Origin of the sequence: Azonexus caeni (genome assembly GCF_048146105.1) — a bacterium.
Lineage (GTDB): Bacteria > Pseudomonadota > Gammaproteobacteria > Burkholderiales > Rhodocyclaceae > Azonexus > Azonexus aromaticus_B.
Genome location: NZ_JBKJAD010000002.1, coordinates 127,709 through 140,481, shown reverse-complemented (window position 1 = coordinate 140,481; position 12,773 = coordinate 127,709). Strand labels below are relative to the sequence as shown.

Annotated in this window: 22 protein-coding genes; 11 read left to right on the top strand and 11 right to left on the bottom strand. The window is 62.3% G+C overall.

Going from position 1 to position 12,773, the window contains the following annotated elements; all coding sequences use genetic code 11:
* Positions 1-2: 2 nt before the first annotated feature.
* From ACLIIZ_RS03700 to ACLIIZ_RS03655, 10 genes are all read right to left on the bottom strand, one after another.
* Entirely contained in the window at positions 3-410 is a 408-nt protein-coding gene (locus ACLIIZ_RS03700; RefSeq protein WP_416690855.1) for a hypothetical protein, read from the bottom strand.
* Entirely contained in the window at positions 407-532 is a 126-nt protein-coding gene (locus ACLIIZ_RS03695; RefSeq protein ID WP_416690854.1) for a hypothetical protein, read from the bottom strand. The genes ACLIIZ_RS03700 and ACLIIZ_RS03695 overlap by 4 nt, the downstream gene beginning before the upstream one ends.
* Positions 529-924 carry a VapE domain-containing protein gene (locus ACLIIZ_RS03690; RefSeq protein WP_416690853.1) on the bottom strand — a complete coding sequence of 132 codons (396 nt, stop codon included), beginning with the start codon at positions 922-924 and terminating at the stop codon, positions 529-531. Before ACLIIZ_RS03690 ends, ACLIIZ_RS03695 begins: the two co-directional genes overlap by 4 nt.
* Entirely contained in the window at positions 924-1,349 is a 426-nt protein-coding gene (locus ACLIIZ_RS03685; protein WP_416690852.1) for a hypothetical protein, read from the bottom strand. Before ACLIIZ_RS03685 ends, ACLIIZ_RS03690 begins: the two co-directional genes overlap by 1 nt.
* Before the next feature lies 1 nt (position 1,350).
* A complete protein-coding gene (locus tag ACLIIZ_RS03680) occupies positions 1,351-1,494 on the bottom strand; it encodes a hypothetical protein (RefSeq protein WP_416690851.1) in 144 nt (47 codons plus the stop codon).
* 13 nt (positions 1,495-1,507) lie between these two features.
* Positions 1,508-1,717, bottom strand: a complete 210-nt coding sequence (locus tag ACLIIZ_RS03675; RefSeq protein WP_416690850.1) for a hypothetical protein — start codon at positions 1,715-1,717, stop codon at positions 1,508-1,510.
* Position 1,718: 1 nt separating this feature from the next.
* On the bottom strand, positions 1,719-2,042 hold the full coding sequence (locus tag ACLIIZ_RS03670) for a hypothetical protein (RefSeq protein ID WP_416690849.1): 324 nt from the start codon (positions 2,040-2,042) through the stop codon (positions 1,719-1,721).
* A gap of 5 nt (positions 2,043-2,047) precedes the next feature.
* Complete coding sequence (locus tag ACLIIZ_RS03665; protein WP_416690848.1) at positions 2,048-2,425, bottom strand: hypothetical protein; 378 nt, start codon at positions 2,423-2,425, stop codon at positions 2,048-2,050.
* Between the two features lie 101 nt (positions 2,426-2,526).
* Complete coding sequence (locus ACLIIZ_RS03660) at positions 2,527-2,811, bottom strand: hypothetical protein (RefSeq protein ID WP_416690847.1); 285 nt, start codon at positions 2,809-2,811, stop codon at positions 2,527-2,529.
* Positions 2,812-3,009: 198 nt separating this feature from the next.
* The gene (locus ACLIIZ_RS03655) at positions 3,010-3,387 is read right to left on the bottom strand and encodes a hypothetical protein (protein WP_416690846.1); all 378 of its coding nucleotides are present in this window, start codon (positions 3,385-3,387) and stop codon (positions 3,010-3,012) included.
* 87 nt (positions 3,388-3,474) lie between these two features.
* Between ACLIIZ_RS03655 and ACLIIZ_RS03650 the strand changes: the two genes are divergently transcribed.
* Positions 3,475-3,714: a transcriptional regulator gene (locus ACLIIZ_RS03650; RefSeq protein ID WP_416690845.1), complete on the top strand. Its 240-nt coding sequence runs from the start codon at positions 3,475-3,477 to the stop codon at positions 3,712-3,714.
* Positions 3,715-3,783: 69 nt separating this feature from the next.
* Here the strand turns inward: ACLIIZ_RS03650 and ACLIIZ_RS03645 are convergent, their stop codons facing one another.
* Entirely contained in the window at positions 3,784-4,080 is a 297-nt protein-coding gene (locus ACLIIZ_RS03645; protein WP_416690844.1) for a hypothetical protein, read from the bottom strand.
* Positions 4,081-4,280: 200 nt separating this feature from the next.
* On the opposite strand from ACLIIZ_RS03645, the gene ACLIIZ_RS03640 reads away from it, so the two are divergent.
* The 10 genes from ACLIIZ_RS03640 (at position 4,281) to ACLIIZ_RS03595 (ending at position 12,772) form a co-directional block, all read left to right on the top strand.
* Complete coding sequence (locus ACLIIZ_RS03640) at positions 4,281-4,790, top strand: phage regulatory CII family protein (RefSeq protein WP_416690843.1); 510 nt, start codon at positions 4,281-4,283, stop codon at positions 4,788-4,790.
* Between the two features lie 3 nt (positions 4,791-4,793).
* The gene (locus ACLIIZ_RS03635; RefSeq protein ID WP_416690842.1) at positions 4,794-7,238 is read left to right on the top strand and encodes a VapE domain-containing protein; all 2,445 of its coding nucleotides are present in this window, start codon (positions 4,794-4,796) and stop codon (positions 7,236-7,238) included.
* A gap of 279 nt (positions 7,239-7,517) precedes the next feature.
* Positions 7,518-7,784 carry a hypothetical protein gene (locus ACLIIZ_RS03630; protein WP_416690841.1) on the top strand — a complete coding sequence of 89 codons (267 nt, stop codon included), beginning with the start codon at positions 7,518-7,520 and terminating at the stop codon, positions 7,782-7,784.
* A complete protein-coding gene (locus ACLIIZ_RS03625; protein WP_416690840.1) occupies positions 7,781-8,395 on the top strand; it encodes a phage tail protein in 615 nt (204 codons plus the stop codon). The genes ACLIIZ_RS03630 and ACLIIZ_RS03625 overlap by 4 nt, the downstream gene beginning before the upstream one ends.
* A gap of 106 nt (positions 8,396-8,501) precedes the next feature.
* On the top strand, positions 8,502-8,969 hold the full coding sequence (locus ACLIIZ_RS03620) for a terminase small subunit (RefSeq protein WP_416690839.1): 468 nt from the start codon (positions 8,502-8,504) through the stop codon (positions 8,967-8,969).
* Entirely contained in the window at positions 8,969-11,152 is a 2,184-nt protein-coding gene (locus ACLIIZ_RS03615) for a terminase gpA endonuclease subunit (RefSeq protein WP_416690838.1), read from the top strand. The genes ACLIIZ_RS03620 and ACLIIZ_RS03615 overlap by 1 nt, the downstream gene beginning before the upstream one ends.
* Positions 11,145-11,402 carry a hypothetical protein gene (locus tag ACLIIZ_RS03610; RefSeq protein ID WP_416690837.1) on the top strand — a complete coding sequence of 86 codons (258 nt, stop codon included), beginning with the start codon at positions 11,145-11,147 and terminating at the stop codon, positions 11,400-11,402. Before ACLIIZ_RS03615 ends, ACLIIZ_RS03610 begins: the two co-directional genes overlap by 8 nt.
* An 80-nt stretch (positions 11,403-11,482) precedes the next feature.
* Entirely contained in the window at positions 11,483-11,659 is a 177-nt protein-coding gene (locus ACLIIZ_RS03605; RefSeq protein ID WP_416690836.1) for a type II toxin-antitoxin system HicA family toxin, read from the top strand.
* A gap of 81 nt (positions 11,660-11,740) precedes the next feature.
* Entirely contained in the window at positions 11,741-12,157 is a 417-nt protein-coding gene (locus ACLIIZ_RS03600) for a type II toxin-antitoxin system HicB family antitoxin (protein WP_416690835.1), read from the top strand.
* A gap of 42 nt (positions 12,158-12,199) precedes the next feature.
* Positions 12,200-12,772: a hypothetical protein gene (locus tag ACLIIZ_RS03595; protein WP_416690834.1), complete on the top strand. Its 573-nt coding sequence runs from the start codon at positions 12,200-12,202 to the stop codon at positions 12,770-12,772.
* Position 12,773: the final 1 nt, after the last annotated feature.

The window sequence follows — 12,773 nt, the reverse complement described above, 5'->3', positions numbered from 1 at the left end:
CCTTAGGTGATGGGGTTGAGTCGATGGGCCAGCGTCGTCAGCCCGGTGGTGAAAATCTCGTTGATGCAGTCGTCGTGCGACAGCGTTGAGTCGCCCTGTTGCAGGTAGGCGATCAGGACTTCCGTGCTGGCGAATTCCTCAGCGGTTAGCGTCACGTCCAGCGTCGTGGCAGGCACCGCCAGCGTCGCTGGCAGCGGTTCGCCGGCCTTGACCAGCGCCGCAAGCACGGTGTCGACCAGGCCTTGCTGTATATGCACGGCGGCTGCCAGCGTGGCCGCCTGGCTGGCGATGCGCTTTGAGCGCTCCCGTAGCGCGGCAATGCCGGCCACGGCAATATCGAGATGCAAGGGGCGCTCAGGGTCAGCGGCCAGCGCAAAGAAAAGGGCTTGAGTGCGGTCAATCTCGCTCATGCCAGTCTCTTCGCCAGTGCGTCACAGATGGCATCGCAGCCGTGTCCAGCAATGACGGCGATGTCCAGCCCGGCGCCGCGCACGCGGTAGAGGCGGCCTGGGATGATGGGCTGGGCGCTCATTGTTTTTTCTCCAGGCGAATGACAAAGAAGCGGCGGGAGCTGTCGAAGAAGGGGGCAGCCTCGCCGGTGCAGAAGATGAAGTTCGGTGTCTTCACCTGGCGCGACCGGCCGCTATAGGGCGAGCGAATGAAGGTCGTTTCGCTGGTAATCAGACTCTTGAGCCGGCAGAAGTCGCTTTCGATGGCCGGGAGGCCGTCGATGATCACGGTCTTCGGTTCGCTTGCCAGTGTGTTGTCGATACCGCGGCGGCGCATGAATTCCATCAGTTCGACCTCGACGAACGCGCCATTGCGCGTGGCAATCTGGCGGGCCAGGGTGGTTTTCCCGCTGGCTTGCGGGCCAACCAGAACGAGTGCCTGACCTCGGGTGAAGGTATGGTTGATGATGTCCATCACGCGGCCTCCGGGAGTGCGGTAGATGCGCTCGGCAGGGCGTTGGCGTGCGGCGCCTGGATGAAGAGGTGCACGCCGGGATATTCCTGGGCCGTGACACGGTAGGTGTCGTGGTAGCTGCGGCCATGGTTCACCAGGTGCAGGCCGCCGCGAAGTGCGAGCTGGATCACCTGCGCGCTGTTGGCTCCGGCGTAGATGCAGATTTCGACATCATTGGTGTGGTAAAGGGCGACTGCTTCCAACGGTCGAGTGAACAGCGAGCCAGGATTCAGGTCAGCGGCTGCGTTGAGGCCTGCACAAAGCTGGTGCGCAGATTCAAAAACGGACGCGGCCGCGCAGATCAAGGCGCTGTGTTGTGCTGCCTCTGCCTCGATGCGGTTCAGTTCGAGCTGCAGGGGGGAGGGGGGCAAGGGAAGGAATAGCATGTCATTGCTCCAGAAGATGGCGGGGAAGGACGGCCACAGCGGGCGTGCCGTCGGCCGTAAAAAGCACACCGAAGTGGCGGCGAACGCTGCGGTAGGCGGCGCAGTGGGCGAGGTGGACCTTGAGAGCAGACAAGTGCAGACGCATGGACTGGCTCCGGTTAGTGGAAGTTGGTGACCTTGCAGACCAGCTTGTGCAAGGCCTGGACGGTGAAGCGGGTGCCGACGCACTCGTTGCGATCGAAGAGTTTTCGATAAACGAGGTAGCGCGTGCCTTTCGGCTCGGCTTTCTCGACCACGAAGCAGCCGTGGTCCTGCGCGATTTGCTTGGCTTCCTTGAGGATTTGCAGGGGATTGCGGGCGGTGGTCATGTCACTCCCTCCACAGGTAGTTTTGCGAGGCGTGGCGGACGGGGTCGTCACCGACCAGACCGTCATGTCCGCAACAGGCGCCGGCGGGAATGAACTCCGGCGCATCGAGCGGTGCGACAGCGACGTCCTCGCAGAAGCGGGAATTGCTGTCGCGCCGCTGCAATTCGTGGCCGAGGTAGAGTCGGTGATACCCGGTTAGGCATTGGAAATCGAAGCCGGGGCGGATGGCCCGGCCGTTGCTGTCGGTCATCCGGTGCCGGCGGAAGATGCGCGTGGCACCGGTGCTGTCGAATTGATTGGGCGTGGTGATGAACATGATGGTCACCCCAGTTATTCGGCGGCTGGTGTCGTGTAGTAGATCTGGGCCTGCCTGGTGTAAGGCGCGCGGTAAACAATCTTTTGGCACCCGAGCTTTTTCAACGATATGCCGATGCGCGTTTGCAGGTCGCGGGTGATCTTGTCGGCATCGAGGCCGAGGCCTTCCGTGATCGCTTCTGCCAGCGTGAAGCGGGTGCGTTGGCGGAATACCCAGCCGGTCAGCGGATCGTTCGCGGCACTGTTGTTCTGGGAGGTGTCGGCCTTGCCGATCAGTTTGGCAAGGCTCGCCTGGTGCTGGCGAATGGCCAGGCAGTAGCCGGCCAGCCAGCCGGCGCTGGCGGCGATCGCTGCCGTAATGAGCAGCGAAAACAGGGTGAGGAAGAGGGGCATTTCGGTCTCCACGTTGAGCGCCAGGTGGCGCGGTGGAGACGGTATTAACGAAACGCTAATTAAAGGTCAATAGCGAAACGTTAATATTTTGGTGCGTCAGACTAATCCTGGAACTCGTCGGGGATCGGTGGCGCCTGGGTAGCCCGTCCATTCTGAAAGTCGACTCGCAGGCTGCGAGTGCTGTAGGTAAGCCCGTTGACGAAAACCCACACGTAGCGAACTACATCGCCTTGGGCATCAACGCGGGTTGGAGGGCCGACCAGCGCAGTGACTTCAGCAGTTGTCATGCCGGCTCTGATCTGGCGCGCTTCGGACCACTTGAATGGTGTTCCGGCGCAGGCCGCGAGAAGCGCTAGGCACGAAATCAGCAGGGTTGTACGGATCATTGCTGGTCTCCTGTATCAGTAGTGGCGGCAGGGCTTGCTGCAGGTCTTTGGTTGTGGCTCACGGTATTCCTTTGTCAATTATAAAAGTGAGAAGCATTCCGGTCTTGGGCTCTAAAAAAACCCCGTTGTCGGGGCGGGGGTGTGACTGGGGGAGGTGAATAATCTTGCCTCCCCCGGTTCGTCGCAGCCGGGGTGGGGTTAGGTGCCGGTGCGCTTTATCTCCTCCGAGCCTTTGGCCCACTCTTCAGCTTTTGCAAGCAGGGTGATACGCCCTCGCCGATCAAGTCGTTTCATTAGGCTGACCATGTCCTTGATGTCTTCATCGTCGAATATCGGTTCGCGTGAATGGTCATTATCCAGCCACCCAGTTTCCTTGTTGGCCGCTTTTTCTAGTTCGCGCGCTTGAGAAGAGCCAATGGCTTTCGGTTTTCCGGTTTTTGAGTCTTTCGCTCGATTGAGCAACTGACTGATCTGGGCTTGTTGTTTTCCGGATGTCTCGGCAAAGCGCGTAACGCCGCCCGCCTCGTTGACGAGAGCGCGCAGGTTGTCGAGGCGGATTTCTTCGATGGTTTTCACGTTTGTCATTAGATAACGTATCGCTAAAATCCGGAATTCGCGTGTCGCTATTGACCAATCATTAGCGCATCGTTAATACTTCCGGCCATGGACCTGCACACCTATCTCGAAAGCCAAGCTCTGCCGGCCGGCAATTTTGCCGCCAAGCTCAAGGTACCCCCCTCATTGCTCAGTCAGTGGCGGACAGGTGTGCGACGTGTGCCGGCTGAGCGCTGCCCGGATATCGAACGAGAGTCCGGCGGCATCGTCACCTGTGAGGAACTGCGCCCCGATGTCGATTGGGCGTACCTCCGCCAACCCCTTCAACGAGTTCAGGAGGCTGCTTGATGAGCGGGCCTGATGTTTCATCGGAGACGTGGAGCAAGCTTGAGCATCTGATACGCGAGAGGTTCGGAACTAGTCGACCTTACGTTGCCGCCAAGCGGCGCCGGCAAGATCGCACACCGCATGAATCGATCCGAGTGCGATTAACGCTGTGTCGGAGGGTGTTCCGTCCGGTGGCATGGCGTCTTCTGCCTGGGCAATTGCCAGTTCTCGCGCGGTTGTCACGTCGCGCTCGTTTATTGGCAGAAGGGCGCAGAGTCGAATGAAAGCCATTTTGAAACCGAAAAATTCGGCGCAGGTTTTCTCGAGTTGTTCGTCCATTGCCCTGATCTGCTCTTCTAGCGCGGCAACGCGTTCGTGCAGTTCCATGGGGGGGCCTTTCGTGGTTGGTAGTCATCTGTGGAAAGCTGATTCTGACATGTCTGGAGCCTCCGCCTTTTCTCCGCCCGCTGGGTCATCTCTGCCCCCTGGGGGCCGGCGTTTCCCGTGTCTCCGGGCACGGGCTTTTTCTTCCCCGGTGTCGCCATCATGCGGCGGCGCCTCGTTTTTGTTTACTGAGGGTCTTCGTCATGTCTCAGGGTAATTTCGAGTGTGTTCAGCGCGATCCGGTCGGCGTGTTGCAGCAGGAGCTGATCGCCACACCGGGCGGTATCAAGGCAGCGGCAGAGCGGATCGGCCGCTCGCCTGGCGTGCTGCACAACAAGTTTTCAGAGGCCATGCCGCACTACGAAATCACGGTGCGCGAAGCCCTGGCGCTGGCGCTTGGCTTGCCAGGCACCGGCTTCATCGAGGCCATGTGCAGCCAGTTCAACGGCGTCTTTCTGCCGCTACCGCCGGGATCGCCGGGCGAGGACGACGTGTTGCAGGCTTACCTGGCCATCGTCGCACAGATGGGTGACCTGAGCCGGGAGTTCACTGAGGCGCGGGCGGACGGCATCATCGAGCCGGATGAATTCCGCGCTTTGAAGCTTCGGGCGCATCGCACGGTGGCTGCCGTGATGCACCTACTGGCAGAGCTTGAGACCATGGTGCGCGAGGTGCCGCCGCCTTCGGCCAAGGTCAGGGAGATCGGGCGCTGACCGGTGGCTGATATCGATTTCAAGGCGCTGGCCGATGCCGCGCTGAACCGTGCCGAGCAGTTGCTCGCTCTCTGGCTGCCGGATGGGCGCAAGGTGGGCGGGGAGTGGAAAGCGCTCAACCCGATGCGCTCCGATGATAGCCGCGTGGGCAGTTTTTCCATCAGCCTCACCAAGGGGATCTGGCGTGACTTCGCTTCCGGCGATTCCGGTGCTGACCTGGTGTCGCTGTACGCCTATTTGTTCCATGCGGGGGAACAGGCCGCCGCCGCTCGGGCGCTGGCCATCGAGTTGGGCATGCCGGAGGCAGCCCCGCCTCCCGGTAAAGGCAAGGCGCGGTCGACGGCAAAAAAAACGGAAAAGCCAGCGCTAGAGCCGAAGGAAAAAAAGCCAGGCTGGCGCTGCGTGATGCCGGTGCCGGACGATGCACCGGCGCCCCCAAAAGCGCATGAATTCCGGGGCATCCCGGTCGCCACCTGGGCATACCAGGATGCCGCTGGCCGGCTGCTCGGCTATGTCTGCCGGTTCGCCGCGAGCGACGGTGGCAAGGACATCATCCCGCTAACGTACCGCCAGCACGAAACCACCGGCAAGTTCGCCTGGCGCTGGATGATATGGCCCGATCCCCGGCCGCTCTACGGCCTCGATCGCCTGGCCGCAAACCCGGATGCAACGGTGTTGATCGTCGAAGGCGAAAAATGCCGAGACGCCGCCCAAGCGGAGCTACCCTCCCTGGTGGTGCTGACCTGGCCGGGCGGCGTCAATGCTGTTGCGCAGGCAGATTGGTCGGCACTGGCCGGGCGCAAGGTGATGACCTGGGCGGATGCGGACAGCAAGCGCAAGAAGCTGACCAAGGCAGAAAGCGAAGCCGGGCATGACCCGCTGGCGCAGCCATATTTGCCGGCCGAGGTGCAGCCCGGCGCCAAAGCCATGGCCGAGGTGCGCAGCATTCTGCACGGCCTGGGCTGCCAGTTGTGGAATATCGACATCCCGCCCCCAGGCGAGGCGCCGGACGGCTGGGACGTGGCCGATGCCGTGACCGAAGGCCTGGCCGGCGATGCGTTGGCCGACTGGATGCGCGACCGCTGCCAGCCCTGGCAGCCGCCCGCCCCGGCGGAAGAGCCTCCTCCCGCTGCCGAAGCTGGCGCGGGCGGAAAGAAGAAGCGCGAGAAGCCAGCGCCAGCGGAAGACGAGGCGTGGCGCGACAAGCTGCTGTGGAAGAAGGGCGAGCTGGACGACTGTCTGGCCAACGTTTATGACATCCTGGCCAACCGCCGGGAGTGGCGGGGCGTGGTGGCTTTCGACGAGTTCTCCATGCGCACCGTCAAGCTGAAGCCACCGCCCTATGCCGGCGGCGCCGTCGGCGAATGGGATTCGGCGGACGATTCACGCACCGCCATCTGGCTGACCCGGCAGGAATGGATTACGCCGTCCTCGGCCCGGGTGGCTGAAGCGGTGGAGACCGTCGCCAAAGCCAATCCCGTGCATCCCGTGCGTGCCTGGTTGCAGGCGCTGCCAGCCCATGATGGCGTGTCGCGTATCGATCACTGGCTGACCGATTACCTAGGCGTCAAGGATAGCCCCTACGTGCGACTGGTGGCCCGGTTCTACTTGCTCGGCATGGTCGCTCGCGTCATGAAGCCGGGGGTCAAGTTTGATTACTGCCTCGTGCTTGAGGGGAAGCAGGGCAAAGGCAAATCATCCGCCCTGCGCGTGCTCGGCGGCGAATGGTACGCGGATACCGACCTCGATCTTCACAACAAGGATTCGATGTCAGCCCTGCAGGGGGTCTGGCTCTACGAATTCGCGGAGCTGGGCAGCGTGGCGCGAGCTGAAGCTACGAAGCAGAAGTCGTTTCTCTCGCGGCAGGTCGACAAGTACCGGCCGGTCTATGGCCGTCGGGATATCCAGGCGCCCCGGCAGGTGGTTTTTGCCGGAAGCACGAACGACTGGGAGTGGAACAAGGACCCAACCGGCGGCCGGCGCTTCTGGCCCGTCGAGTGTGCAGACACGATCAACCTCGACGGCCTGGCTGGTGCGCGCGAGCAACTCTTCGCTGAGGCGCTGGCACTCTACCAGGCCGGCGAGCGATTCTGGCCAACACCGGAAGAGCAGCAGACGCTGTTCGATCCCGAGCAGCTCATGCGCGAGCAGCCCGAGTCCCTGGTCGATGCCCTGCACGACTGGGTGTATGCGCAGGTGGCCGATTTCTCGGTCGCCATGGCGGTCATGGAAGGCCTCAAGCTGCCGGCCAACGCACTCACGCGCGATCTACAGACACGGGTCGGCATTGCGTGCAGAAAACTCGGTTGCACCCGTGTGGAAAAACGAAACGGCATGGTCCGCTACTGGTACAAGCCCCCCGCTAGAAATGGGGCGTCGTCGCAAAGTGCCGGCCAGCCGTCTCCCCTCTCACGACCACCGCAGGGAGGCCACGATGCACCTTTCTGATCGCGCCAATGTGGGGAACGTGGGGAGCAGGTGGGGAAGCCCGAAAGCCTTGCAGCAGAAGGACATTCCTAACCTTCCTAACCTTCCCGACTTCGATACTCGCCCGCGTACACACGTGTGCACCTGCGAGCGAGCGCGCCCGTGCCCCCGCGCGTGCACACCCACACACCCCAGAGCTTTCAGGTCAGGAAGGTTGGGAAGGTTAGGAAGATGCCCGCAGGACAAGGGGTTTAGCCTTCCCCACCTGTTCCCCACCTTCCTAACCTCGGAGAACTGAGTATGGATCGAATCATCCAGAAGATGCGCCACGATTGGCCGCTAGTCGCGGAAGACCGCCGTGCCTGCGGCGACTGGAGCGAAACCGACGAAGCCGAAATCGGCCAGACGATCAAGGCCGTCGTTGAGGCCGGCGACGCTGATCAGATTGCGATGTGGGCGCGCTGGCTCGCGGACCTGTCCGCCGTCGTGCTCGGCCTGCGCGCCTCCGGGGTCGCCCGCAAAATGCGCGACGTCGCGCGTGCCCAGCGAGAAGGGGGAGGGCAATGATCCGTCTCTCAGTCCGCAACAATTTTCCGGCCGTGGCTCGTCAGATGGATCGACTGCCTGAGCAGCTTGCCAATAAGGCCATGGTTCGGGCGCTCAACAAGACGGTCGACCAGGGCAAGACAGAGATGGCCCGCGCGATCAGCAGCGAGTTTCGCGTCAAGGTGGGCGATGCCAAGCGCCGCTTGAGCGTCACTCGCGCGCGCTTCAAGGGGGTGCTGCACCTTGAGGCTGTGCTCGAAGCCACGCGGCCGGGCGGCCTGCATAACAACGATGCGCGCGGTATGAACCTGATTCACTTTGTGGTGGGCGGTCAGCCCAAGCGCACGGCCAAGGGCAAGCTGCGTCAGCTCAATATCCAGATAAAGCGCTCGGGTGGCCGAAAGCAGATCAAGGGCGCGTTCATCGCCACGAACAAGAGGACAGGCGGCACGGCGGTGTTCATCCGCGAGGGCAAGGACCGGATGCCGATCGCGACCAAGACCACCATCGACATTCCTCAGATGTTCAACACCAAGCGGCTCAATCAGGCCGTGCGCGAGGTCATGCTCAAGCGTTTCAGCACGAACTTCGACCGCGAGGTCAAGGCAATCCTGCAGGGGTTCGTCAGATGAGAACGGCGCTCCCCCCCCTTGACGGGTCCTTCCCAGCCCATCCCCCTGCGGCGCGAAACGACCCCGGAATTTCGCCAGTTTTCTGGCTTGGTAGGAGGTAAGTAAGTTGCGCATTGTTGGTCAGGAGCGGATTGCTGCAGTCTTCGGGGTAGCCCCGAAGACGATTGTCGACTGGCAGGAGCAGGGGTTTCCGATCGCCTTGCGCGGTTCGCCTGGTATCCCCAGCGAGTACGACACGCCGGCCTGCATCGCCTGGCTAGTCGACCGTGAGCTGAAGAAGGTCCAGGCGGAATCGCCGAACGATCGGCTGGCGCGGGTGAGGGCAGACAGCATCGAGATGGACAACGCCGAGCGGCGCGGTCAGTTGATACGTGCCGACCAACTGGAGCCGAAACTCAAGGCCGCTTTCGTCGCCGCCCGCGAGGCCTGGCTCGACGCGGTGCCACGCCTTTCACGCGAATTGCCTGCCGATGCGGAAGGCCGCGAGGCGCTGCTGCAGGCGGAGTTCGAGGCCTTTTTGAATCGCCTTGCGCAATGGGCGAATGCCGCCGATGAAGAGGATGAGGACGCGTGATGAACGCCTTGGCCACGCTTGCGAACGACGTCGATCAGTGGGCTGACCAGGCGCTGGATTCCTTGATCAGCCGGGTGTTCGCCCAGCTCAAGCCGCGCCCGCCGTTGTCGCCGCTTGAGTGGGTGGAAAAGTATCGCCGCTTGTCGTCGGAAGAGAATCCCGATTTCGTCGGGCCGTTCCGAATGGACAACATCCCGGTGCTACGCGGGGTGCTTGCCGCCGCTGGTCAGCGTGGCGTCAAGCGCCTGGTCGGGCAGAAGTCTGCCCAGATCGCCTGGACGGCTGGCGTCTGCTGTTCGCTGATGGGCTATTACACGCACTGGAAACCGTGCGTCCAGGTAGCGATGTTCCCCCGCGAAAAATCCGCCAAGGATTTCGATGCGGAAAAATTCTCGCCGATGGTGCGGGCTACCAGGGCGCTGGCCCGGCGCATCAAACTTAAGAGCCGCAGCGACGGCAACAGCGCCACGCGCAAGCATTACCCGGGCGGCTTGCTCAAGTTCGTTGCCTCTAACAGTCCGGCCGACGTCAAGTCGACCAGCGCCAAGGTCCGCTATGTCGAAGAGCCGGACGATACCAACCGTGACGTGAAGGGACAGGGCAACTCGATCACCCTGCTGCGGGAGCGCGGCAAGACCATCCGCGATAGCTTCGAGCTGATCGGCGGCACCCCGACGGCCAAGGGGGCCAGCGAGATCGAGAAGGAAATGCGCACGACCGACCAGCGCCGCTTCATGGTCGCGTGCCATGACTGCGGCGAGCGCCACGAAGTCAATCACGATCACATGGTCATCCCCGGCCTCAACCTGTCGCCGGAAGACCTGGCCGCGCCGGACATCGATGAGCGGTACCCCGTCCGCGATGTGTATGGCCGCGCTCGTCCGGAGGATGCCTATTACGTTTGTCCTCACTGCGGCTCCATCTGGAGCGACGCCCAGCGCGTCGCCAACATCAAGGCCGCTGCCTCGGTACCACCGCTGTACGGCTGGGAACCGACGGCGGAAGCAGCCGACCCCGGCTTCTACCTCAACGAGTTCCAGTCCTGTTTCGAGGGCAGCTACGTCCCCGTCCTGGCGGACAAGTACTGCAAGGCGCTACACCAGATGGAGCAGGGCGACCCGACCGATATGGTCGCCTACTGGAACTCCACGCGCGGTATCCCCTGGGAGTACAAGGGCGAACTCCCCGAAGAGGAAGAACTGCGCAACCGTGCCGAGCCCTATGCCGAGTGGAGCGCCCCGTCCGGCGCCATCGTGGCGCTCCTGACGGTCGACGTGCAGCATGACCGCCTGGCCGTCACATGCTGGGTCGTCGGTCGCGGTGAGGAAATGTGGCTGGCCTACTGGGGTGAGGTGTACGGGCAGACCGTGGTGCCGCACCAGGGCGCCTGGCGTGAACTCGACGCGCTGATGCAGCGCACAGTGACCACCCCGAGTGGCGCGCTGCCCATTGCCGCAGTGGGTATCGACTGCTCAGACGGCCAGACATCGGAGGCTTCCTACAGCTATGTCCGAAAACATCACCGCCGTGATCGCCAGGTGCTTGCTCTCAAGGGCGCGCCCGATGCCGAGGGCCGCGTCGAAATCTGGACGCCACCCAAGCCGATCGATCCAAACAACAAGGCCACCAAAGCGTCGCGGTACGGGGTACAGGTACATATCGTCGGTACCGCCAAGGCCAAAGACCTGATCCTCGGCTGGGCGCAGGAAGGTGGGCGTGTGCGCCTCACGGGCCACGGCCCCGGGCGCATGCACTGGTACGAAGGTGTGCGTGATGACTTTTACGAGCAACTGCTCTCGGAAATCAAGATTCCCAGCCGCTCGAATCCCAAGCGCCGCGCCTGGAAGGCGCGCACCGATCGGCGCAACGAAGCGCTCGACTGCACCGTCTACGCCGTCTATCTCTGTCGCCACCTGAAGCTGCACTTGCGCCGTCCCGCTCAGTGGGATTTAGACGAACTGCGCCTGCGTCAGGGCGTGCTGCTGCCGGCGGCAGATGACGCAGAAAAGGCACCAGAAACCGCCGCGCCGGAAGTGCCGCCCGTGCAAACGTCTGTACCGGATGCCGCGCCTGAAGCGGCGCCGCCAGTCGCTGAAGATGCCACCTCCCTTGTCGCCCAGGCGCAGGCCTCCGCGCGCCTGAAGGCCATGCTCCAGTCTCGCCGCCAGGGGCGCCGTGGCTGACAGCCTGAAAGAGATCCTCGACATCGCCCGCCGGGAAATGCCCGACGTGCCCGATGCCGTCTGGGCGCGGATCGAAGGCCGGATACGCCTCAACTTCGGCGGCCAGCGGCCCTACATCGCCAGCCAGAAAAAGCGCCGGCATCTGGAGGCGCTGGCGGAAGCCGATGCATCGGCCGATGCTGCTCGGATGGCGGCGCAACTTGGGTTGTCGGTACGACACTTGCGCCGGCTTAAAAGCCTAAAGAGATAAGCAAAAAAGTTTATTTTCTCTTGACGTTGTAATCATTTTTGATTACTATTGAGCCATGTTCAACAAACACGGGAGGTGTGGTGAAGCAAAGCGAATTCGTCAGATGGCTCGCCAAACAGGGAGCGACTTTCAAAGACGGCAGCCGGCATTTGAAAGTCTATCTGAACGGTCAACAAACAGTACTGCCCAGACACCCATCGGAAGAACTGAAAACCGGATTGGTTGAGGGCGTAAAGAAACAGCTGAAGCTTAAGTGACGCAGGCCCCGCAAGGGGCTTGCAATGCACACACCATATGCACCCACGTTGTGTGGTTATAAAGTGATAGAGGTAAAACGTATGCAATATCCTGCACGTTTCGAGGCCGCCGATGAAGGCGGATATGTAGTGTCCTTCCGGGATATTCCGGAGGCTTTGACTCAAGGTGATACCGAAGATGAAGCTATGTCTATGGCTGAAGACGCGCTCGTTACGGCCATGGATTTTTACTTTGAGGATCGTCGGCAAGTTGCTATGCCATCGGATCTTCTTCCGGGCGAACGCTGGGTGGAATTGCCGGCCAGCGTTACTGCCAAGGCTCTGTTGCTCAACGAGATGATCGCTGCCGGTGTCAGCAATGCCGAACTGGCTCGCCGAATGGGCACCCGTCCGCAAGAAGTGCAGCGTATCGTCGATCTGGCCCATTCGACCAAGATCGATACCATTGCCAAGGCCTTGGTTGCGCTCGGTAAGCATTTGGAAGTGCGAGTCGCCTGACTGCCGCTTGAACGGACATTTCTTGCCTAGAAATGTCCACCCATGCCCGGCAATCTGCCGGGCATGGACACCCCAACGACCTTTCGCGCTGGCGACTCCGCCGACTGGACCCAGCACCTAACAGCTTACCTGCCGGCTGACGGCTGGCTGTTGAAGTACCGGTTGCTCTGGCCGGCAACGGGTGCTGCCGTCGATATCCCCACCACGATCGACGGTGAGACCTACGTGGTTTCCCTGTCGTCGACCGATACCGCGTCCTGGACTGCCGGCGCGGCAACGCTGGTGTCCTTTGTCGAACGCACCGGCGAGCGCGTCACGCTTGCCGCTCACCCCGTCAGCATCCTGCCGGACCTCTCTGCCGCCACCGCTCACGATGGCCGTAGCGCCAACGAAAAAGCGCTGGCCGATGCCGAGGCCGCGCTCGCCGCACACGTCGCCAGCGGGCAGAGCGTGGTCGCGGAATACGAGGTGGCCGGTCGCAAGATGAAATTCCGCTCGGTGGAAGAGCTGGAAAAGCTGATTGCCTTCTACCGCCGCGCCGTCGTCAAGGATCGCGCCGCCCTGGCTCTGCTGAGCGGCGGTAGCGTGCCCGGTCGCGTCTATTACCGGGGCTGAT